This window comes from Flavobacterium ustbae (assembly GCF_003946915.1).
In the GTDB taxonomy this organism is placed as follows: domain Bacteria; phylum Bacteroidota; class Bacteroidia; order Flavobacteriales; family Flavobacteriaceae; genus Flavobacterium; species Flavobacterium ustbae.
On sequence record NZ_RPOC01000001.1, the window covers coordinates 1 to 22,538 of the forward strand.

20 protein-coding genes and 1 rRNA gene are annotated in these 22,538 nt (G+C 33.3%); 8 read left to right on the forward strand and 13 right to left on the reverse strand.

The window, feature by feature from the left end; all coding sequences use genetic code 11:
• The 3 genes from EG814_RS00005 to EG814_RS00015 all read right to left on the reverse strand — a co-directional run.
• A 16S ribosomal RNA gene (locus tag EG814_RS00005) occupies window positions 1-305 on the reverse strand; the annotation flags it as partial.
• 949 nt (window positions 306-1,254) lie between these two features.
• Window positions 1,255-2,490 (reverse strand): ABC transporter permease, encoded by a 1,236-nt coding sequence (locus tag EG814_RS00010; RefSeq protein WP_125717664.1) that lies wholly within the window; start codon window positions 2,488-2,490, stop codon window positions 1,255-1,257.
• Window positions 2,491-2,589: 99 nt separating this feature from the next.
• The gene (locus tag EG814_RS00015) at window positions 2,590-3,084 is read right to left on the reverse strand and encodes a YkgJ family cysteine cluster protein (protein ID WP_125717666.1); all 495 of its coding nucleotides are present in this window, start codon (window positions 3,082-3,084) and stop codon (window positions 2,590-2,592) included.
• A 72-nt stretch (window positions 3,085-3,156) separates the two neighbouring features.
• Here EG814_RS00015 and EG814_RS00020 point away from each other — a divergent pair, with 72 nt between their 5' ends.
• Window positions 3,157-3,864, forward strand: a complete 708-nt coding sequence (locus tag EG814_RS00020) for a class I SAM-dependent methyltransferase (RefSeq protein WP_125717668.1) — start codon at window positions 3,157-3,159, stop codon at window positions 3,862-3,864.
• Window positions 3,865-3,882: 18 nt separating this feature from the next.
• Window positions 3,883-4,428 (forward strand): YfiT family bacillithiol transferase, encoded by a 546-nt coding sequence (locus tag EG814_RS00025; RefSeq protein ID WP_125717669.1) that lies wholly within the window; start codon window positions 3,883-3,885, stop codon window positions 4,426-4,428.
• A 79-nt stretch (window positions 4,429-4,507) separates the two neighbouring features.
• Here EG814_RS00025 and EG814_RS00030 read toward each other — a convergent pair whose 3' ends face one another.
• From EG814_RS00030 to EG814_RS00065, 8 genes are all read right to left on the reverse strand, one after another.
• The gene (locus EG814_RS00030) at window positions 4,508-5,140 is read right to left on the reverse strand and encodes a 7-carboxy-7-deazaguanine synthase QueE (RefSeq protein WP_125717671.1); all 633 of its coding nucleotides are present in this window, start codon (window positions 5,138-5,140) and stop codon (window positions 4,508-4,510) included.
• A 101-nt stretch (window positions 5,141-5,241) separates the two neighbouring features.
• Window positions 5,242-6,909: a tetratricopeptide repeat protein gene (locus EG814_RS00035; RefSeq protein WP_125717673.1), complete on the reverse strand. Its 1,668-nt coding sequence runs from the start codon at window positions 6,907-6,909 to the stop codon at window positions 5,242-5,244.
• Window positions 6,910-6,925: 16 nt separating this feature from the next.
• Complete coding sequence (locus EG814_RS00040; protein WP_125717675.1) at window positions 6,926-7,849, reverse strand: PstS family phosphate ABC transporter substrate-binding protein; 924 nt, start codon at window positions 7,847-7,849, stop codon at window positions 6,926-6,928.
• A gap of 2 nt (window positions 7,850-7,851) precedes the next feature.
• A complete protein-coding gene (locus EG814_RS21115; protein WP_125717677.1) occupies window positions 7,852-8,082 on the reverse strand; it encodes a hypothetical protein in 231 nt (76 codons plus the stop codon).
• Entirely contained in the window at window positions 8,082-8,882 is an 801-nt protein-coding gene (locus EG814_RS00050) for an energy transducer TonB (protein WP_125717679.1), read from the reverse strand. Before EG814_RS00050 ends, EG814_RS21115 begins: the two co-directional genes overlap by 1 nt.
• A gap of 39 nt (window positions 8,883-8,921) precedes the next feature.
• Entirely contained in the window at window positions 8,922-9,479 is a 558-nt protein-coding gene (locus EG814_RS00055) for an ExbD/TolR family protein (protein ID WP_125717681.1), read from the reverse strand.
• Window positions 9,480-9,498: 19 nt separating this feature from the next.
• Window positions 9,499-10,110: an ExbD/TolR family protein gene (locus EG814_RS00060; RefSeq protein ID WP_125717683.1), complete on the reverse strand. Its 612-nt coding sequence runs from the start codon at window positions 10,108-10,110 to the stop codon at window positions 9,499-9,501.
• Window positions 10,111-10,159: 49 nt separating this feature from the next.
• Window positions 10,160-10,984: a MotA/TolQ/ExbB proton channel family protein gene (locus EG814_RS00065; protein ID WP_125717685.1), complete on the reverse strand. Its 825-nt coding sequence runs from the start codon at window positions 10,982-10,984 to the stop codon at window positions 10,160-10,162.
• A 381-nt stretch (window positions 10,985-11,365) separates the two neighbouring features.
• Here EG814_RS00065 and EG814_RS00070 point away from each other — a divergent pair, with 381 nt between their 5' ends.
• Entirely contained in the window at window positions 11,366-12,883 is a 1,518-nt protein-coding gene (locus EG814_RS00070) for a helicase HerA-like domain-containing protein (protein WP_125717687.1), read from the forward strand.
• An 86-nt stretch (window positions 12,884-12,969) separates the two neighbouring features.
• Here EG814_RS00070 and EG814_RS00075 read toward each other — a convergent pair whose 3' ends face one another.
• Window positions 12,970-14,313, reverse strand: coding sequence for an FAD-dependent oxidoreductase (locus EG814_RS00075; protein WP_125717689.1), 1,344 nt, complete (start codon window positions 14,311-14,313; stop codon window positions 12,970-12,972).
• A gap of 208 nt (window positions 14,314-14,521) precedes the next feature.
• Between EG814_RS00075 and EG814_RS00080 the strand changes: the two genes are divergently transcribed.
• The 5 genes from EG814_RS00080 to EG814_RS00100 all read left to right on the forward strand — a co-directional run bounded on the left by EG814_RS00080 (window position 14,522) and on the right by EG814_RS00100 (window position 20,006).
• On the forward strand, window positions 14,522-15,115 hold the full coding sequence (locus tag EG814_RS00080) for a GNAT family N-acetyltransferase (protein WP_125717691.1): 594 nt from the start codon (window positions 14,522-14,524) through the stop codon (window positions 15,113-15,115).
• 167 nt (window positions 15,116-15,282) lie between these two features.
• Window positions 15,283-16,029 (forward strand): helix-turn-helix domain-containing protein, encoded by a 747-nt coding sequence (locus EG814_RS00085; RefSeq protein WP_235830877.1) that lies wholly within the window; start codon window positions 15,283-15,285, stop codon window positions 16,027-16,029.
• Window positions 16,030-16,107: 78 nt separating this feature from the next.
• Window positions 16,108-17,619, forward strand: a complete 1,512-nt coding sequence (locus EG814_RS00090) for a serine hydrolase (RefSeq protein WP_125717695.1) — start codon at window positions 16,108-16,110, stop codon at window positions 17,617-17,619.
• Between the two features lie 361 nt (window positions 17,620-17,980).
• Window positions 17,981-19,417: a serine hydrolase domain-containing protein gene (locus tag EG814_RS00095; protein WP_125717696.1), complete on the forward strand. Its 1,437-nt coding sequence runs from the start codon at window positions 17,981-17,983 to the stop codon at window positions 19,415-19,417.
• Window positions 19,418-19,565: 148 nt separating this feature from the next.
• Window positions 19,566-20,006, forward strand: a complete 441-nt coding sequence (locus EG814_RS00100; protein ID WP_125717698.1) for a hypothetical protein — start codon at window positions 19,566-19,568, stop codon at window positions 20,004-20,006.
• A gap of 124 nt (window positions 20,007-20,130) precedes the next feature.
• Here the strand turns inward: EG814_RS00100 and EG814_RS00105 are convergent, their stop codons facing one another.
• Window positions 20,131-22,521 carry a penicillin acylase family protein gene (locus EG814_RS00105; RefSeq protein ID WP_125717701.1) on the reverse strand — a complete coding sequence of 797 codons (2,391 nt, stop codon included), beginning with the start codon at window positions 22,519-22,521 and terminating at the stop codon, window positions 20,131-20,133.
• Window positions 22,522-22,538 lie beyond the last annotated feature (17 nt).

Sequence of the window (22,538 nt, forward strand, 5' to 3'; positions counted from 1 at the left end):
GGGGGATCTCCCTCTCAGGACCCCTACCCATCGTAGCCTTGGTAGGCCGTTACCCTGCCAACTAGCTAATGGGACGCATGCTCATCTTTCACCGTTGTGACTTTAATTATATAGTGATGCCACTCTATAATGCTATGAGGTATTAATCCAAATTTCTCTGGGCTATCCCTCTGTGAAAGGCAGATTGCATACGCGTTACGCACCCGTGCGCCGGTCTCAAGGCCCGAAAGCCTCTACCCCTCGACTTGCATGTGTTAAGCCTGCCGCTAGCGTTCATCCTGAGCCAGGATCAAACTCTTCATCGTATATTGTAATATTATATATTCGATGCCTTCTCTTTTGGCCGTTTCGAATCTTCCGACTCTACTGCTCTTATTTCTTTTGTTCTGAAATCTCTTTCAGAACGGCTGTCAATTCAATATGTCTACGAACGTGTCTTTCTTTTGTTTCGCCTGTATCTCAAAGCGGGTGCAAAACTAGAAAACTTATTTCTAACTGGCAAATGTTTTTCGAAGTTTTTTTTAAAATTTTTCGTTTCAATTCTAACTTCCCAATCACCAATCTTTCAAAGGACTTTCCCTGTTTTGCGGGGTGCAAATGTAAAAAGCATTTCCGAATCCTGCAAGCCTTTTCGAATCTTTTTTCCGAAAAATCTCTCTTCCTCTGATTCCCATTCCTGCCGGCATTTCTAAGAGCGCTTTTCGCTGTTGCGGGTGCAAAAGTACCACCTTTATTTACATCTGCAAGCTTTTATTTTACATTTTTTCCATCTTTTTTATTTCTTTTTCCTAACCCACTGGTAACCCCATCTTTACAATTCAACTTTTTCTGCTGAGCTGTCGGGTTTTTCTGCGTTTTGTTTCTTTTTTGATAATTTTCGGCTCTTTTGGCATGTCGTTTTTATTGGGCTTTGACTTTTTTCAAGCCTTTTTGTTCTTTTTGCAGTATTTGCTTCTTCTGAAAACAGCTGCCCTAGCCCCGATAGTAGCAGAAATCCTTTTGTCTGGTTTCTTTAACCAGACAAAAGATTGAAGCGGATAGCGGGATTAAGCTCCTTATTATTATCAAATCTTTAAATTCCAAATTCCAAACCTGAAAGCGCTCAGCTTGCAGGACCGTTCCTTTATCCGTGGCGTTAGACGCACTGCGGTGCGCCTCTACGGAAAATTGACTGGACAATGCTATACCTAATATAAAAGAGAAACCCGACAGGTCTTGGAAACCTGTCGGGTTTGAATATGAATTTGTTTTTAGTTAATCGAAACGAATTGCTTTTACTGGAGATATTTTGGTTATTAAATATGAGGGAATCAATAAAACCAAAAAACAAACACCAATCGTAAGAAGATTTAATAAGAGTATATAAATCCAATTAAGATAAACAGGCGCTTGATTAACATAATAGTTTTCCGGATTGAGTTGTATGACTCCAAATTGCTGTTGAATTAGTAAAATTGAAATTCCTACCAAATTTCCCCAAAATAATCCGCGCAGAATTAAGTAAAAGGCATTATACAAAAATATTTTGCGAACTGACCAGTTATTTGCTCCCATAGATTTTAAAATTCCAATCATTTGTGTTCTTTCTAAAATAAGAACCAAGAGCGCTACAACCATATTAATTGTGGCAACTAGAATCATTACTGCTAAAATGATTACTATATTAAAATCGAACAGCTGGAGCCAATCAAAAATATAACTGTATTTTTCTACGATGGTTTCTGTGTCTAAATTAGAGGATGTTTTTTCGTAAACTTTATTTCCTACTTGTTTAATGGTGCTAAAATCTTTTACAAAAATCTCAAATGCTCCAACTTGATCTTCTCTCCATTTATTAATTCTTTGGATGTGTCGAATATCACCAATAATATATGTAGCATCAAAATCTCGAAATCCTGAATTGAATATAGCTGCTATCTTAAATCGACGAATATTTGGAAGTTTTCCTTGTTCTTCTTTTATAAAAAAAGTATTGAATTGATCTCCAACTTTCAAATTTAAGCGGTCTGCAAGGAATTTTGAGATTATAACATCTTCATTCAATGCTTTTGTAAAATGTGGCAGTTTACCTTGTATAATATATTCTTTAATATTATTCCAGTCATAATCAGCCCCTACACCCTTAAATATAATTCCTTCAAACGCATTTTCGGTTCTAATAATCCCCGCTTTACTAGCTACGGCTTGAACATGGCTTACTTCTGGAACTGATTTAAAATTAGGATAGAAATCTTGTTTCTTCGAAATTGGAACTGTAGTAACTTCTGAATTGTTATTGTCATAATTTGAAATTATTATCTGTCCATTGAATGCTGAAACTTTATCCCGAATTTTTTTCTGCAAGCCAACGCCTGTTGCCACAGAAACAATCATCATAATTATTCCGATTGCAATTGCGGTAATGGCAATTTTTATGATAGGTGCAGAAATACTGCTTTTATAATCTTTTGCAGTAATAAGTCTTTTGGCTATGAAATATTCTAAATTCAAATTATCAATTTTCTTTGAGTTGTTTTACTATTCCTTTCTCAAAAATACATCTTAAAAAAGGAAATTAAGATATTCTTAGAAACAATTACCAGTTTTCATTTATAATGGCAGTTTCTTTTTCATTTCTTCTACTATATTAAACGCTGCGGGACAAATTTCGACGTTTTTCAACGTTAAGTTTGAAATCTGATAGAATTTATTTCGATCGGTGTGTGGAAATTCACGACAGGCTTTTGGACGAACATCATAAATCATACAGTAATTTTCATTATCCAAAAACGTACAGGGAACACTTTTCAAAACATAATCTTTGTCCTCGTCAATTCGCAAATATTGATCAATGAATTGCTGTGGCTTTTGTCTAAAATGTTTTGAAATTCGTTCTATATCTGCCAAAGTAAACAGTGGCCCTGTTGTTTTACAGCAATTAGCGCATTTCAAACAGTCTGTTCTTTTAAATTCGGCATCGTGCAAATCCTGCATGATGTAATCTAAATTCTTTGGCTGTTTCTTTTTAAGCTTATCGAAATACTTTTTATTTTCGTTATGCTTATCTTTGGCTAACTTACTTAAGTTATTTAAAATCTGTTTCAAGTTTAAAATTTAAAGTTGATCTGCAAAATTAAGCAACTTTAAACTTGAAACCTTAAACTTTGAACTAAAACAATGAAAGATCTTTTTGGAAAAGCAATATTTGATTTTTACACCAAAAATTCGCCTGAAGATATTATTACTGAAACTTCTATTTCTGAAGAAGATGAAATGAGCGTAGAATATCTTTTTCGCACCTATAATGAAATGCCTAAAATTGAGCAAAAAGCTTTGCAATTGGCAAAAGGAAAGATTTTGGATGTCGGTTGTGGAGCTGGAAGTCACGCTTTGTCTCTGCAAAATGAGCGTAACTTAGAAGTAACTGCTATCGACATTTCAGAAAAAGCAATTGAAACTTGCCGTCTTCGCGGAATTAAAAACACTAAAGTTCAAAATATTTTGGATTTTGAAGGAGAAAAATTCGACACAATCTTAATTCTTATGAATGGAACGGGCATTTTTGGAAAATTACAAAACTGCAATTCCTATTTAACTAAATTAAAATCGCTTTTAAATCCAGGCGGACAAATTTTAATTGACAGTTCTGACATCATTTATATGTTTGATGAAGACGAAGACGGAGGAAAATGGATTCCGTCTGAGAATGATTATTATGGCGAGCTCGTTTTCAATATTAGCTATAAAGGAGAAAAAGAAGAATCTTTTGATTGGTTATATTTAGATTATAATACGCTTCAAAATGCCGCAATTGCTAATGGTTTAAATTGTGAACTTATTCTTGAAGGTGAACATTATGATTATTTAGCCAGACTTTCTATTTAAAAACAAACTGCCAAAACCATGAAAGAACTAGACTTAGAGAAATTAAAATATCCTATTGGAAAATTTATTGATCCTGAACATTATTCAATGGAATATCTTTCTGAAAAAATTAAGGAAATTGAAACGCTCCCAGAAAAATTAACCAAAGAAACAATTGATTTAACTAACGAACAATTAGACACGCCGTATCGTCCTGATGGATGGACTGTACGACAAGTTATTCATCATTGTGCTGAAAGTCATATGAATTGCTACATGCGAATTAAATGGGCGTTAACAGAAAATAATCCTGTTATTAAAGCTTATGACGAAGTTCTTTGGTCTGAATTAAACGATAATATAACAATGCCAATTGAACCAACGCTTGAATTACTGAAAGGACTTCATTTTAGATTAGGCTATATTATGAGAAATTTATCTGAATCTGATTTGGAAAAGACCTTTGTACATCCTTCAGATAATTCTGAAAACAAACTCAAAAAAATCATAGGTATGTATGCGTGGCACGGAAATCATCATTTGGCTCATATTACCAACTTGAAAAAATATAAAAACTGGAAATAATTGATTGTTTACTTTTTATACAAATTGTATACTCGTGTAAAACAAAAAAAATCTCTTCAAATGAAGAGATTTTTTTGTTTTATGGAATATTCAGATATTTATGCGTCTGTAATGATACTCTCCATTTCGGATTATTCATAACATAATCTACAATAAGCGGTGTCATTTCTTCTTTTTTACTCCATTCTGGCTGAAGAAATAAAATTGCATTATCGTTTACTAATTCCGCCTGTTCTTCTGCAAAAATAAAATCGTGTTTATTATAAATAATCACTTTTAATTCATGCGCATTATCATATACGGTTTGTGTTGGTAGTTTGTTCTTTTTTGGCGAAAGGCAGATCCAGTCCCAAGTTCCTGATAATGGAAAAGCTCCAGAAGTTTCGATATGAACTTTTAAATTCTTTTCTTTTAATCGGTTTGTCAAAAGTGTCATATCCCAAGATAAAGGTTCTCCACCTGTTACAACAACTGTATCAGCATATTTAGCGGCATTTTCAACAATTAAATCCACACTTGTCGGCGGATGAAGTTCTGCATTCCAGCTTTCTTTCACATCACACCAATGACATCCTACATCACACCCACCAATTCTAATAAAATAAGCAGCTCTTCCTGTATGCGAACCTTCCCCTTGAATGGTATAGAATTCTTCCATCAAAGGAAGCATAGCTCCTTTATTTACTTCTAATTGTATTTCTTTTGGTAACATTTTAATATTTTAAGAGTGCAAAGATAGTCAATAATATACGGAACAAAAAAACCGATAGTTTTTTGAACTATCGGTTTTTTAATTATTTTAAAAAATCTAAATTATTTTAAAGATTTAATAGATTGTGTAGCGTATGAATTTGCTGGATCTAAAACTAAGGTTTTATTGAAATATTCAACCGCTTTTACTTTATCAGTATTAGCATATGCTGCACCAATTGCATTGTAAGCTTCAACAATTTTCTTTGCAGTTGCTGGTTTTGCTACTTCTTCTGGACCTTTTGCAGTAGTTTTAGCCACATACTCCTCATAGTTTTTGATGATCATATCATCTTTATCCAATGCACTACTAAGTCTTCCTTTATATAAGTAAGCTTCATCGTAAGATGGAGAAGCTTCTAAAACTTTATCAAAAGTAGCTATCGCATTTTCTAAAGCTGCTTTATCACGGTTTTCAATAGGTTTACCTGCATTACCGTAATAAACAGAAATTCCATAATAAACAGCATCATCTAAGTAATTTTTAGACTCTTTATTGCTTGCACCAAGTTCAAAGATAGACGCCGCTTGGATATATTGTTTTTTACCAAACAACTCTTTTCCAAAGTCTGCAAATTCTTCAACTACTAAAGGCTCTAATTCTACTGCTTTTTTGATATCAGCCAAACCTGCATCAAAAGCCGCTTGATCTACTGTACCATCAGCTCCAGTTCCTTTTTTAATTTTAGATAATCCTAAATAATAGTAATCTCTACCGATAACTTTATTTCCAGGAGATTTAATATAATCTTCAATAGATTTAATTGCTACATCAACATTTCCGTTTTCGTAAGCAGCATATCCTAAGTATCTGTAAATTCTAGGATTTACTTTATCCTCAGCAATCATTTTGTTTGCAACAGTTTCTAATTGCTTGTAATCTTTTACTAAGATCAAGAAATCTGCATGACGCATTTTAGAGTCAAGAGAGTAATCTGTCAAACTTAAATACTTTTCATAGTTTGTAATTGCATTTTGCAAATTAACTTTAGATGTAGAAGGTTTGTTTCTTGCCCATTTATAATATGTTTCAGCAAGCTCTCTGTAAACCGGTCCGTAGTTTGCATCTAAAGCAATAACTTCATTGAATGATTTAATTGCTTCATCATAAGATTTCGCATTTTTCAATAATACTCCAGATTGTACTTTTGCTCTTAATAAAGTATTGTCAGCAGTAAAAGCATCACGGTAAGCTTTATAAGCCTCATTCTGATTACTTGCACCAAAATAAGCATCACCAATTGCCAAAAGTGCCTGAGCATTTTGTGGCTCAATAGCCAATGCTTTTTGCAATGAAGCGATTGCAACTTTATAATCTGGATTTTCAGAATTCATATAAGCTCTACCAATGTAAATAAATTCATTTACATCTTTACGCTTCATATCTTTGGTTGCTAATGTAAAATTAGCCTGAGCCGCAGCGGTATTTTTAGCATCCAAATCTAACTGACCTAAACCAATATAGTTTAAGTTTTTCTTATCTGAAGCTTGTAATCCATTATTATAATAGATTTTAGCAGAATCCACAACAGATTGATTTAGATAAACATTACCTAAAATAAAATTAGCTTCACCGTCAGATGGTTTAGATTTTATAATTGATTTAAGCAATGTTTTAGCTTTATCAAATTGCTCTGCATCAATTGCTTTTTTTGCTTGGTTGATATCTTGCGCTTTTGCCGCGGTAGCCGAGACAACTAAGGCAAGACTAAAAATTTTAAATTTATTCATCTTTATTGTAATTAATTTATTCTTTATCTTTTAAAATTTCACTTCTAATTTTCAGTTTACGACCTGGAGTTTTGAATGGCAGTAATCCAGATTTTAAAACGATACGTTGTCCAATATCGCCTGCTATGAATGAAGCAAAGCCCATTCCTAATCCAGAATAACCCTGACAATTAATAATAAACAAATCGCGTGCCAAAGGATATTTTCCTTCTCCGAGGTCATTTTGTGTTGGACTATAATAGCCACCACCGTTTAAGCCCTGCACACTTAAAACATTTATATTCTTGATAGTTTCTGTCATCTCAGGAGTTGGCTGATAGAGCCAATTGACACCAATAATACCAATCATTCCATCATTTTCAGAAACAAATTTTATTACTTCATTATTCGTTTTAAAAGAAAAAACGCCAACTTTAGGAATTTCGTTAACCTTTGCTAATTCTTTCATGTAACGCACAGTACTTGAATTAGGATTGTCAAAAACAAGCCCTTTAATTTTAGCATCTGGCTTACCCTGCATAAAATTGATTACACTTTTCAACGCAATTAATGTGTCATTATTGCTTTTATTTGAAATAAAAGCAATAGCATCATGCGCAAAAGGTGTAACTCTTGGATTAATCTTACTTTTATCAAAACGAGATCTTTCTTCTTTAGTCAAATCTCGAGTTGTAATTGCTACTTTAGCTTTTTGATTTAGTAGATCATTAATCACTTCAGCTTCAGATTTTGGTTTTACTATAATTTTTGCATCATAGTAAGTGCCTTCAAAAACAGCAACCTGATCGTCTACAATTTGCTTTACTGTCTCATCAACCGCAACATCAAGTGATCCTTTCAAAATGGTTTCTTTTTCAGTTTCACTTTTGCTTTTTTGGTTGCACATCACAAACAAAAAGACAAAAACAACCAAACCTAAAGCCTTACTATATTTCAACATAATTATTGATCTTTTGCATTAATTAATCTTAAAAATCTTATCGCAGAGTATACAATCAGTAATCCACCAAAAGCATATCTGTATTTTGGTTCCATGTTAAGCGGAAGTTTTTCCCAAAACATAATCATTAAACCGAGTACAAGATATATTAAAAAAAACAGTATTCCTAAAACAAGAAGAAATCGCTCTTTGAGCGATTTCTTCTGAATATTATTAAGCATATCTTTTAACATTATTCTGCAGATTGAATAGTAATAGGAAGAGAGTATAATACCCTAACTTTTTTACCATTTTGCTCGCCGGGAGTCCATTTTGGACATTTCTTAAGAACACGAATTGCTTCTGCTCCTGTACCATAACCGATATCTCTTAAAACTTTGATATCTGTTAATGACCCGTCTTTTTCAACTACAAACGTAACGTAAACTTTACCTTTTAAACCTTCTTCTTCTGGAGTTTTGTAGTTGTTTCCTACGAATTTGTAGAATTTCTCAATACCTCCTGGGAAATCTGGTTTTACTTCGATACCAGCTGTGTTATATACAGTGTTATCTTCTTGAATAACCTCTTGAACTGGTCCTTTACCAACTGGCTCATCTACAGTTAAAACTGCATCTGGATCTCCTTTGATAGTCTCAGAACCAACTTTTTTGTCTTTTAATTCGACAATTTTTGGTGGATCCTCAGTTACTTCTTCCGCTTTTGCAACCACAGGTTTAACGAATTTAACCTGATCCACTTTTGGTGGTGGCGGTGGCGGTGGCGGCATGTTAGGCTTAATTTCCTCTTTTTTCGGAGGTAATTTTACCGTAGCCATCTTAACCTCTTTAACCTCTTCTTCTTCAACAGAATCCGGCAAGAAACTTGCAATAAGAGGAGCAGCTATTGCAGCACTAAAGATAAGAGAACCAATAACAAGTGCTTTCACAGTTGTTTTTCCGTTTGATTTTCTCAGCTCGTATGCTCCATATATCTTATTACGCCCTTCGAATACGATATCAAGCCACTGATTTTTTATAATATCTAATTTCATACTTCTTGATTTTTAAGTCGATAAAATTTAAGATTGCTCTTATTTTTTATCTATCACTTTTGTTTCTTCTGGTGTAAACTCAGGAACAATTGCATACGTTTCAACTCCAGTGATAGCCATTTCGTCCAAGATGTCAACCAAATTACGGTAATTTGATTTTTTCGTTGGTTTAATGATCACAATGATTCCGTTTTTAGGTTTTCCTAAAGCTGCAGAATAAGCTAAAACATTTTTCTTTTGTTTTAACAATTCTCTACGGATACCATCTTTACCATATGCTATATCTTTTGGCCCCACTTTTGGTGAAGCTAATAAACCCATATAGTAAACCATTTTATTGTTCTCACCTAACATTACTGTCATAGTACGATTCTCGTCTACTTTCGTATCCTTTACATCTTCATTTTTTGGATCTTTATCTGGCAATGACAAATCCATCGATTGAGGTTTTGACAACGAAGTAGTTAACATAAAGAATGTGATCAATAAGAATGCCAAATCTACCATCGCCGTTAAATCGACTTTCGAGCTTTGTTTTTTGCTTCTTACTTTACCACCTTTACCACCACCGCCGTCGCCGGTATTTAATTCAGCCATTTTAGTGTATTTTTTTTAATTAAAAGTCTTTCCCTCTCGTACCTGTAACTAAGTTAAAGGAATTGATTTTCTGATCCTGCAAGATATCCATAATCTTTTTGATTTTTGTATACTGCTCTTTAGCATCTCCTTTTATTGCAATCTGCAATTCTTTATCATCAAGGTCAATTGTCGCTCTTCTAGAAACTAGAAGCCAATCTTTTAATTGATTATCTAACGAATCCAAAGGTATTCCAGGTTGGTTCGCTTTGGTTCTGTCAGCCGCTTTCATATCAATGATCTGCTTAAGACCTGTAATTGGCACACCAAAGTCATCCATCAATGCAAATTTGGTTTTATCTTCTTCTGAAAATTCAATACCATATTTTGCACCCATTCCTTCAAGAGTTTTTTTACGAATCTCTCTTCCTTTGATGTCAAAAAATACTTTCCCTTTTCCTACTGTAATAATAGCCAAATCAGTATCTGGCAGTTTACTTATCGCAACAGAAGCAGGCATATCTACAGGCAATGCCTCAGGCACTTTAGCAGTAGCGGTCAAAATAAAGAACGTTAGCAAAAGGAACGCTACATCACACATCGCAGTCATATCTGTCGATGTCGACTTTTTTTTCATTTTTATTTTAGCCATTATCTTTTTATTTTATTTTTTTGATATAAAAATTAAATATCAAAATTAATTATTGTCTTAAACTTCCTCTGAATTTTCTGTAAGTATTCACGATTGTAGTACCAGCCTCATCGATAGAGTAAGTTAAATCGTCAATTTTAGCAGTAAAGAAGTTGTAAGCAATAATCGCTAATACAGAAGTAGAGATACCTGTTGCAGTGTTGATAAGTGCCTCAGAAATACCTGTTGCAAGAGCAGCTTGGTCAGGAGTACCAGCAGAAGCTAACGCACCAAACGCTTTAATCATACCAGATACAGTTCCTAATAATCCTCCTAATGTACCTAAAGATACTAAAGTAGAGATGATGGTCATGTTTTTCTCTAACATTGGCATTTCTAATGAAGTTGCCTCTTCGATTTCTTTGTGGATTACTTCTGAAGCTTCTTCACTGTTGAAACCTTCTTTTTTAACATCTTGATATTTAATCAAAGCAGATTTAATTGCGTTTGCAACTGAACCTTGTTGTTTGTCACATGCAGCGATAGCAGCCTCAATGTTTCCTTCTTTAATACTTCCTTGTACATTTTTCATAAATGTATCTAAGTTAGCTTTTCCAGCAGCTTTACCGATAACAATAAATCTTTCAATAGAAAAAACAACAACCATTAAAAACATACCTAATAATGCTGGTACAATGAATCCTCCTTTATATACCATTCCTAAAGTATTGATTGGGTGACCTGTTTCTGGATTTCCTCCTTCAAAGTTAGCAGGAGAACCCATCACGAATTTCCAGATTAAAAACCCAACTAAGATACACGCAACAATAATGATTCCAGTAACCATTCCTCCCCCATTTGAAGTGCTCTCTTTTTTAACTTTAACGTTTGCCATTTTTTTTAATTTTAATAGTTTTAAATAATTTTTATTTTTTAGTTATATTTAACTTGTAGAGGAGCAAATTTATATGTTTAGTTTAAATAAAAAAACTTTTTTTAATTTAATTGACCGAAATTTAACTTCAATTTAAAAAATATCTCATTAATTTGCTGGCATCATTTTTTAGATAAAACAAAAAAAAGGTCAATAATTAGAAAAATTACAACGTTTTAGTAAATATTCAAAGATTCCTTTGATATCTTCTTAAAAAGCTGCGAATTTTTTTTTTATTAAATTTTCAATCAAAAAAGGCTTTTTCTTACTAAAAAAAACCACATAAAAAGCACCCAAAAACAAAGCAATACTCATATAACAATCTAAATTACAAATAAAAACATGAATAAAAAAGAGAATTTTATTGCAGACATAAATACAGGGTATTCTTCTAAGGGAGATAGCATTATACTTGGAGGCGCAATGCTTGATGGTGAACCAGTTGCAGAGGCTCATGTCAAAATTCCTCTAAAAACTTTAAACCGTCACGGATTGATTGCTGGTGCAACTGGAACAGGAAAAACCAAAACAATTCAGGTTTTTTCGGAACAGCTTTCTAACGCTGGAATTCCTGTTTTAATGATGGATATTAAAGGTGATTTTAGTGGTATTGCTAAAGAAGGTAAAGAAGAGGGATTTATTACAGAACGCCATACTAAAATAAATATACCTTATAATGTAACGTCGTTCCCTGTTGAATTGATGTCTCTTTCAAAACAGAATGGAGTTCGTCTGCGTGCTACTGTTTCTGAGTTTGGGCCTGTTTTGTTTTCTCGTATTCTAGATTTAAATGATACTCAGGCCGGAGTTGTTGCGGTTATCTTTAAATATTGCGACGATAATCAAATGCCTTTATTGGATTTGAAAGACATTAAAAAAGTAATCAATTATAGTACTGAGGAAGGTAAAGACGAAATCGCTGCTAACTATGGAAAAATTTCGACTGCTACAACTGGAACTATTCTTAGAAAAATTATAGAATTGGAACAACAAGGCGGTGATTTGTTTTTTGGCGAACTTTCTTTTGAAACGGATGATCTAATGCGAATTGATGAAAATGGAAAGGGCTACGTTAATATCATCCGCTTGACAGATATACAGGATAAACCTAAATTGTTCTCGACTTTCATGTTAAGCCTTTTGGCTGAGATTTACCAAAAAATGCCAGAAAAGGGAGATGCGGGCCAGCCTGAATTGGTAATTTTTATTGACGAAGCACATTTAATTTTTAATGAAGCCAGCAAAGCACTTCTAGAACAAATAGAAACGATAGTAAAATTAATTCGTTCTAAAGGTGTCGGAATCTATTTTGTTACGCAAAACCCAATGGATGTGCCGAGCGGAGTTTTGGCTCAACTAGGATTAAAAATTCAGCATGCGCTAAGAGCATTTACGGCAAATGATCGTCAGGCTATTAAAAAAACAGCGGATAACTATCCTACGTCTCCTTATTATAAAACTGACGAATTATTAACGGGTCTAGGAATTGGCGAAGCTTTGGTTACCGCACTTAACGAAAAGGGTATTCCTACTCCTCTTGTTGCTACGATGATGCGTGCGCCAATGAGCAGAATGGATGTTTTGTCTGCTGACGAAATTGACGAAATAAACGGCAAATCGAAACTAGTCAAAAAATACGCAGAAGAAATTGATCGAGAAAGTGCTTTCGAAATTTTGAATAAAAAATTGGCAGAAGCTTCTGAAGCTGCCGCAAAACAAGAAGAACAAGCTCCTGCAAAAACATCAAAATCAGAACCAAGCACTACAGAAGTTGTTACTAAATCTGTCTTGAAAGTAGTAACAAGCGCTACCTTTATAAGAGGTGTTTTTGGTGTACTGAATAAATTCTTTAAAAAGTAAAAAATACAATTACAATGTCAAAAATCAATATCAATTGCAATATTAAAAATTGCAAATTGATATTGACATTGTAATTGATATTGAAATTATGCCTGTTCTAACAAAGTCAGAATTTTATTTTCGACTTCTGGGCCGTCCCAGATGTTTTCTATATTTTCCATTCGAAGGATTTCTTCCATAATTCCGTTTTGATAATCGCCGATTGCTAAAGCTTCTGCATACGGGCGATCACTAAAAGTAACTCGGCTGTAAAGCGGAATCCATTTGTCTGGATGTTTGTCTGAAAAGACTTTTTCTATTTTTTTCTGCAGCAAGAACTTTTCATCTGCTGTTTTGGTACTCATTTCTAGAAAATTTCGATAAGAAAGCTCTGCAATTGCATCTGCATTTGGTTTTCTGGAAATCTGATATTCTGTAAAAATCTTTTTCCAATCGTCTTGGTACTTTTCAATCATTTCGCTCAAAACGGTAATATCTTCAAAACCCGCATTCATACCTTGTCCGTAAAACGGAACTATGGCGTGACAAGCATCTCCAATCAAAGCAATTTTATTTTCGTAAGTCCAAGGAAAACATTTCATGGTTACCAAAGTACTGGTTGGATTTTTAAAGAAATCATTGGCCAATTCTGGAATTACTTCAATAGAATCTGGGAAGTTTTTCTCAAAAAAGTCTTCGACCATTTTGCGGTCTGTTAAGGATTCAAAGGAGTTTTCGCCTTCAAAAGGCATAAATAAAGTACAAGTAAAACTTCCGTCAAGATTAGGAAGTGCAATTAACATGTATTCACCTCTTGGCCAAATATGAAATGAGTTTTTATCTAATTTGTGTGTTCCATCAGCGTTTGCAGGAATATTTAATTCTTTATAACCCATATTTAAAAATTCCTGAGAATAATTAAACATGCTCTGACGCTGCATTCTGTGGCGAATTCTAGAAAAAGCACCGTCGGCACCAAAAACCATATCAAACTTTCTTTCCTCCCACTCGCCTCTTTCACTTTCTCCAATATGAAGCGTTGCGTCACTCAAAGTAACGTCCCAAACTTTCTGTTCAAAATGAAATTCGGCTCCTGCTTCTTCTGCAAGATCGATCATTCTTCTATTTAGTTTTCCTCTAGAAATAGAATATATTGATTCACCTTCCTGTCCGTAATTCTGAAAATTCAATTTATCTACTAAATGAATGGCGCGTTTGTCCATCGGAATTGCGATTTCTCGAACAGAATCGCCAACACCAACTGCATCTAAAGCTTTCCAGCCACGGTTGGACATCGCTAAATTAATAGAACGTCCAGAAAAATTTATTTTTCTAATATCGGGACTGCGGTCGTATACGTGAACTATATGACCTGCTTTTTTAAGATAAATTGCCAAAAGCGACCCTACAAGTCCAGAACCAACAACAGCAATTTTTAATGAAGTTTGCATCGAGGAAAATCTAATATATTGGATCGTAAAAATAACTAATAAATAGATAAGCCTTTAGATAAATGAACAAATTATTTGCAAATACACATTATAAATATTATTTAAATGTTCTTTATTTTTTAAGAATATAACAAATTGTTATTTTAATTAATTTATTAAAAGAAATCAAACAATTAATTTCGCTATTCATTAGTCAAATAAAAAATCTATGAATATCGAAATTTTACAATCATACATTATTTCAGAGAATGAGAGCGTGCTTTTAATTCCTTTTGAAAGCGAAAGAAATAGAGAACTCAAAGAAATTATTTTTGATGACGAAATTTGGAAATATATGGGAATATATGTTCGAAACGATCAAGACTTCGAAAACTATATCAAAAGTACCTTAAAACAAAAAGCAGACGGAATTTGTTATCCGTTTTTAATAATTGATAAAGCAACAGACAAAGTTGCTGGAAGTACCCGTTACGGTTATCTAAACCATGCAAGTCAGAAATGTGAAATTGGCTGGACTTGGTACGGAAAAGCGTTTCAGGGAAAGGGTTTAAACAAAGCTTGCAAATTTGAATTGCTGCATTTTGGTTTTGAGCAGATTCAATTTAGAAGAATACAATTTAGTGCCGATCTAGAAAATATAAGATCGCAAAAAGCTATTGCAAAATTGGGGGCTGTAAAAGAGGGAATTTTTAGAAATAACTATGTCGATTCTGAAGACAAAAGTAAAACAGATGTTTATTTCAGTATAATTCTGGAGGAATGGGAGAAAACGAAACGAGATTATTTTTCGGAATTTATTTAAAGAATCAAAAAATGGTCTAGTTTTAAATTGGGCCATTTTTTTAATTATCCCAATACAAAATCTCATCCGTTTTTTTGACTTAAATTTGAAACAAAATCAGATCACAATCAAAAAAACAAATGCAATTATACTCCGAACATTACGTAAGCCAAAAATCAGAACGGTTTGTGAGCAAAATCTGGCGTCTGGATAATAGCATTGGCGAAAGCTTGATCGAAAATAAATTAGTGTTGCCAAACGGCTGTTTTAATCTTGCTATTATAGACGGCAATTTTATTGAAGTTCATACAAGCAAAAGTAAATATGAAATAAATAGCGGAATCTATTTTTGCTCTCAAATGACGAATAAAGTTTTGGTAAACATTCAGCCGAGAACAAAAGTGACTATAATTCAGCTTCATGCTTGGACGCTTTCTCTTTTTCCGCAATACGATTTAAGCAATTTTACCGACTCAATTATCAAAATTAGTACTGCAGAATTGCCTTTTAAAATTGAAATTCAGTCAGAAATTAAAACTTTATTAAATACTATTAATACTTATTTTGAAGCATTAGCCGATTCGAATCAGAATCAAAATGCAATTGAAAAAATCTGTGAAATTATAAGACTTCGCGAAGACGAAATTTCGGTTTCTGAAATAGGAAAACTATTGAGTTCTTCGCTACGAATGCTTCAGATAAAGTTTAAAGCTACGACTGGGCTTACGATAAAAAAATACATTCAGATTTTAAAATTCAGAAAATCGGTCGATCAAATGTTAAATGCCGATTTAGAAAAAATGAGCCTAACTGAAATTGCACTTTACAACAAATACTTTGATCAGTCGCATTTTATCAGAAAATTTAAAGATGTAACCAAAACAACTCCAAAGATGTTTAATCCTGATTCGTATTTCCTTTCACAAAAAAGATAAAATTTCGCTTTTGTACAATTTTGATACTTTTGATTGAACTACTATTGCAAAATCATTAATCATCAATCAATCATCAAAATGCAAATTATCAATCACATTCCTTTTCAATTAAAAATCATTTTAGTTGGATTTCTACTTTTTCAAATACAAACTGGTTTTTCTCAAGAAGAAAAAAGCTCCGAATTGTACAAAACAATTATGTCTAAGGACAGCCTTCTTTTCAATATTGGATTTAATACCTGCGACATTAAACAATTCGAAAATTTATACACTGAAGATTTTGAGTTCTACCATGACAAAGACAGCATTTCTGATAAAGCTCGTTTTCTAAAAACTTTTAAAAGTGGCATTTGTTCTCCATCCAGAAGATATAATTATCGTAGAGAATTAATTGACGGGAGCACTGAAATTTACCCTTTGTATAAAAATGGCATTTTATACGGTGCAATACAAATGGGAACGCATCGCTTTTACGAAAGTTCACCAGGAAATACAGAACAAGTAGGAAGTTTTGCCAAATTCACCCATCTTTGGCTCTTAAAAAATAAAGATTGGAAATTGGCACGATCCCTAAGTTACAATCATGAAATGACTAGTTCGACTGCAAGCATTTCTGCTCTTTTTGACAATGATCAGGAAACTGAAAAATGGCTCAAAGAGAATAACATTCCTACTTTGGGAATAGGGATTATTTCAGATGGAAAACTGAAACAGATCAAAACTTTTGGCAATCTTAAAAGAGGTTTTCCAGCTCCTTATAATACTATTTGGAATGTCGCTTCTTTGACTAAACCCATAACGGCAATAATTGCTTTAAAATTGGTTTCGCAAGGAAAATGGAATTTGGACGAACCACTTGATAAGTATTGGATCGATCCAGATATTAAAAACAACCCAGATCATAAATTATTGACTACTAGAATTATTTTGAGTCACCAAACGGGTTTTCCGAATTGGAGGTCTTTTAACGAATCTAAAAAACTAGATTTTAAGTTTAAGCCAGGAACTCAATATCAATATTCTGGAGAAGGTTTTGAATATCTTAGAAGAGCTTTGGAGAAAAAATTTAATAAAACTTTAGATCAATTAGCATCTGAGTTGATTTTTGATCCTCTAAAAATGAACGACTCGCAATTAGTTTGGAATGACAAAATTGACCTTTCGAGATATGCTGTTAATTATGATAAAGCTGGAAATGCTTATGAACCAACCAAAAACAAAACTGCAAATGCCGCAGATGACCTTTTGACAACAATTGGAGATTATGGCAATTTTTTGTGTAGCGTAATGGATAGTGAAGACTTAAGCGACAAAGTTTTTAATGAAATGATTTCACATCAAGTTGAGACTAAGAAAAACAAATATTTTGGTCTTGGTTTTGAAATCTATGATTTTGGAAATGAAAACTATGCTCTTTCGCACGGTGGCGCAGACCAAGGTGTTCAGACTATTTTTATTTTATTACCAAAGACGAAACAAGGTTTAGTCATTTTTACAAATGTAGATGACGGCTATAAAATTTATGAAACCATTGTGGTTCATTATCTTGGGGAAAACGGTAGAAAAATAGTTGATATCGAAACAAAATAATCTCAACTTCAATCAGATATTAATTCTAATCTGAAAACATGCTAAAATTATTTATCCTTTTATTCCTATATCTCTGTAAAGTTTTAACTGCTTAACATTATTTAATAATATTTGTTAGTTATGAGCATAGGTCTATTTTCAAAGTATGATGGCCTGTGCTCTACTTTTTTTATTTTAAAAAAAATCAAAAAAAATGAAACTAAATCGAGAATCTATCGTCTAAGATTTGTATGACCTAAATTTATTTCATTAAAAAAATCGCAATTTCGATTTAAAAAACGGAATATCTTTTGTTTACGAAGTTTCAATCATCAATCAAAAACGAATCATTTCATTAATCTTAAACCATGACCAATCCATTATGAAAAAATCAATCCAACTTATTGCGCTTTTTGTCGCTTTCCAGCTCTCGGCATTCAGCGTTTTTGCCCAAGATAAAGCACAGCAAATTGAACAGCTTTTAAACAAATACAGCGAATACGGACAATTTAACGGTTCTGCTTTGGTAGCCGAAAACGGAAAAATAATTTTCAAAAAAGGGTTTGGTTCTGCCAACATGGAATGGGATATTCCAAACCAGCCAGATACTAAATTCAGATTGGGTTCTATCAGCAAACAATTCACGGCACTTTTAATTGTAAAATTGGCAGAAGAAGGAAAAATAAAACTGGACGTTCCTATTACAACTTATCTTTCAGATTATCCAAAAGAAAATGGCTCTAAAATTACAATTCACCAATTATTAACTCATTCTTCTGGAATTCCAAATTATACCAGCGCGCCCAATTTCTTAAAAGAAAAAGCAAAAAATCCTTATACTCCAGAAGATTTTGTAAAGACGTTTTCTAATCTTCCGCTTGAGTTTACTCCTGGTGAAAAATTCAATTACAGCAATTCGGGCTATTTCTTATTAGGATATATTATCGAAAAAATTACAGGTAAAACGTACGAGCAGAATTTGCAGGAAACCATTTTTACGCCTTTAAAAATGGCAAATTCTGGTTACGATCACAGCGACTTAATTATAAAAAACAGAGCTGCTGGTTACGAAAAACAGGGAAAAAAGATTGTCAATGCCGCTTATCTTGACATGAGTATTCCGTATGCAGCGGGATCTTTGTACTCTACCGTAGAAGATTTGTATTTGTGGGATCAGGCACTTTATACCAATAAATTGCTTTCTGAGAAAAGTATAGAATCATTATTTAAACCTTACATCAAAGCTGGGGATGGATCTTATGGTTACGGTTGGTTTATAGAAGATGATGAAAATGGAAAAACTGTTGGGCACGGTGGCGGAATTAATGGTTTTAACACTATAATTTCGCGAAACTTTAAAAATAAAAATCTAGTTGTTTTATTAAATAATACTGGAGGAACTGTTTTGGGAGAAATGACCGATGCTATTAATAATATACTTTTCAACAAACCTTTTGAACAGCCAAAAAGATCTCTTGCTTTCGAATTATTCGAAACATTTTCTACCAAAGGAACTAAAGCTGGACTAGAATCTTACGGCAAATTAAAAAGTGATCCAACTTACAACATTAAAGAAAACGATATGAATCGTGTTGGCTATCAATTATTGCAAGATGGAAAAAAGAAAGAGGCTATTGAAATTTTTAAAATCAATGTAGAAACTTTCCCTAAATCTGGAAATGTTTATGATAGTTTGGGCGAAGCTTATTTGGCAGATGGAGACAAAAAATTGGCAATTGCTAACTATAAGAAATCTGTTGAGTTGGATCCGACAAACGAAAATGGTAAAAAAGTTCTAGACGAGCTATTGAAGAAATAAAACTAGATTTTAAAAAATATTGGCTCCGATAAAATAGACGCAAAGTTTATTTTATCGGAGTTTTTTTGTTACAACTTATAACATTCAATTTTGATGATTTCCTTTTTAAAATATTATTTTAGCCTCGCCCAAAACAACTGAATAACCTATGAAAAATCTAAAAAACTACAGTTTATTGGCTATTTTATGCCTTTTTATTTCTTCTAAAGCTTTATCGCAAAACAATTTTCCGCTGATGCCAACACAGCAAAACAAAATTATAATCGACAAAATTGTTGAAGCTACGCAATACAAAAACTATGTGATTGATTTTTGTTTATCTAAAATAAATGAAACTTCGGCAAAAGAAGGCTGGAACCAACAAAAAGCGATGGAAATTACCCAAAGCATTAATTATAAAAATTTTAGAGATGCGATTTACAATAGTTTTGTCGTTTTTGACGAAGTGGAACTGGAAACTTTATTAAAAGCTTACGAAAAAGACACCGCCTATCAATCTAAAAATATAATGACCAATAATAAAGTGCTTATTAATAATCTGAATATTTTTGCTGATGATATTGTGAAAGGGAAATATCTTTTGAAATAAGGTTCAAAGGGACAAAGTAACAAAGCTTCAAAGTTTTTTCTTTGTATAGATCTTTGTCAAAGTCTGAAACTTTGACAAAGATTACAACTTGAAACCTGAAACTTGAAACTTAAAACAAAAAAACTCAATCCCTAGGTTTGAAAACCAGTTTTGTAGATGTTTTTACGATTTCGTCTTTGTTCAATTTCATTTTTCTAAACTTTCCTGCGTTGTACATTTCGGCTTGATCATCATAATGTTTGCTGAATGGATTACCTGATTGTCCCGTTGGCAGAATACTCCAGCTATTTTCTACATCAGCAAAATCGACAATTCTTCTAGTCGAAGGTCCGCCTTTGGTGTAATATTTTCCTTCATCATTATAACCGAAAAATAAATTATTGATTACTTCATTTGAGCCTGGAGAATTGAAGGGACCGACATTAAACAATCCGCGAAGTGCTTTTACTTTTCCGAGCGGATGTTCGTGTTCTACGGTATGCACTTTTCCCCAATTCCAGTCAGAAACATTTTCTCCTAATTGATTTTGTAAAGCCACAACAGCATCATGAAATGATTTTGAAACAACAGCTGTTCTCGTTTCTTTTACATTTTTTGTTTTGATATTATCCCACCAAACCGAATTTTCATTTTTTATTTGATTTGCAATAACTTGTTTTCCAATAGAAATTCCTAAAAACAAATTAAAATTATCTTTGCCCATTTCATCCTCAAACGTATTTTTTAGATACAGATAAATCCATTTGTTATAGATGGTTGGCGCAACATCTTCTAAATTGGTTGTTCCTTTCCAAGATTTTAAAACCTTTATCACTTCTTCTTCAGCTTTAGAAAGTTGTTTGTTATCTAAACTTGCCATTAAGTTTTTCGTCACCTCAACAGCAACGTCCGAAGTATTATCAAAAATCATTTTGCTAACGGCTTTTTTATCCCAATCAGATTTTGCATCCAAAATTCCCGAAATTCTTTTCGCACGATCTTCTGGCAAATAATATCCTGGATACAAATAACCATTATCTATAGCTTCTGGCTGATTATTGGCAGAATAAACATATCCCCATTTTGGATTTTCAGAAGATGGATTTTCTTCAAAATCTAAAAATTTAGCGATATCATCTTTGCCGCTTGAACCATCTAAAATTAAATGCGTATTTACACCTTCATTATATCGATACAATTTCCCACTAGCCCACCAACCGACATTTCCTTTAGCATCTCCATACATTACATTTAATCCCGGTGCTGCAATTAAGCTAACCGATTTTTTAAAATCGGCAATATTTTTAGCATGCGAAAGTCCATAAGCTGCGTCTAAAATCAGGATTGGTTCTCTGGTATACGTCCACGACATGGCAATCGGATTTTTCTTTTCTAAACGCTCCATAAAATCGTTCATAATTGGGCCGTGTCGCGTAATTTTAACCGTCAAGACCACATCTGAAGAATCTTTTACTTTTATTGTTTTCTTTCTTATTTCGTATTTGCTAAATCCCGTTGGAGTTTGATATTGAGAAGCATCATCTGCTTTATTTTTTTCTTGAAAAAAGTCGATATCATCATTTTCAAACATCGTCAAACCATACGCATAATCCCTGTTATGTGCCAAAAGCGGAAACGGAGTTCCGGCAAGATAACAACCGTATAATTCCTGTTTTGGCGTAACCAAATGTGCTTCGTACCAAGTTGCAGGCTGTGAAAATCCGATATGCGGATCATTGGCAAAGATTACTTTTCCTGTTTTTGATTTATGCGGGCCAACAACCCAACTGTTACTTCCAACAAAAGGCGGAATTGGAGATTGATCCAGCATTGCCGTTATCGATTTAGAAATCTCGGTATATTCTTCTGTCTTTTCTTTAGAAATTTTAATTCTGGTGTTATTAAATTCGCCTTCAATTCCTAAATCTTTCAAATATTCAGCACCATATTTATTTTTAATCTCTGTTAATAAAGGATCCGTTTTCTGCGCCATTGCAAAACTGAAAGACATGTATCCGAAAATATTATAGACATCTTTTATCGTAAACTTTTGTTTTTTGACACCAACCAAAGTAAATTCTATTGGCGTAACTCCTTCATCCAAGTACTGATTAATTCCGTCCAGATAAGCCTGAGTCAGTTTATAGCTTTCGCTGTTTTTGTCCAATTTAGCAATCGCTTTCGCAGAAGCTTCTTCAATTCCTATTCCAGCAAAAAACATATCATTTTTGAGTGCAACACCACCAAAAATTTCAGACAGACGACCTGGAGCAATTCGACGTAACAATTCCATCTGCCATAATCTTTCCTGCGCGTGTACATAACCAAGCGCTGTCATAGCATCTTTTTCAGAATTTGCGTAAATGTGCGGCACTCCAAAATCATCAAAATAAACCGTAGTTGCTGCATCGAGATTTTTCAATTCTAATGAACCTTCATATTTTGGTTTTAAATGAAAAATGTAGGCACATAAGCCAATCGCAAGAATTACAATAAGGACCACTACTGTCAACAGGATTTTTTTAATTATTCTCATATCAGAAAAAAGCGTAA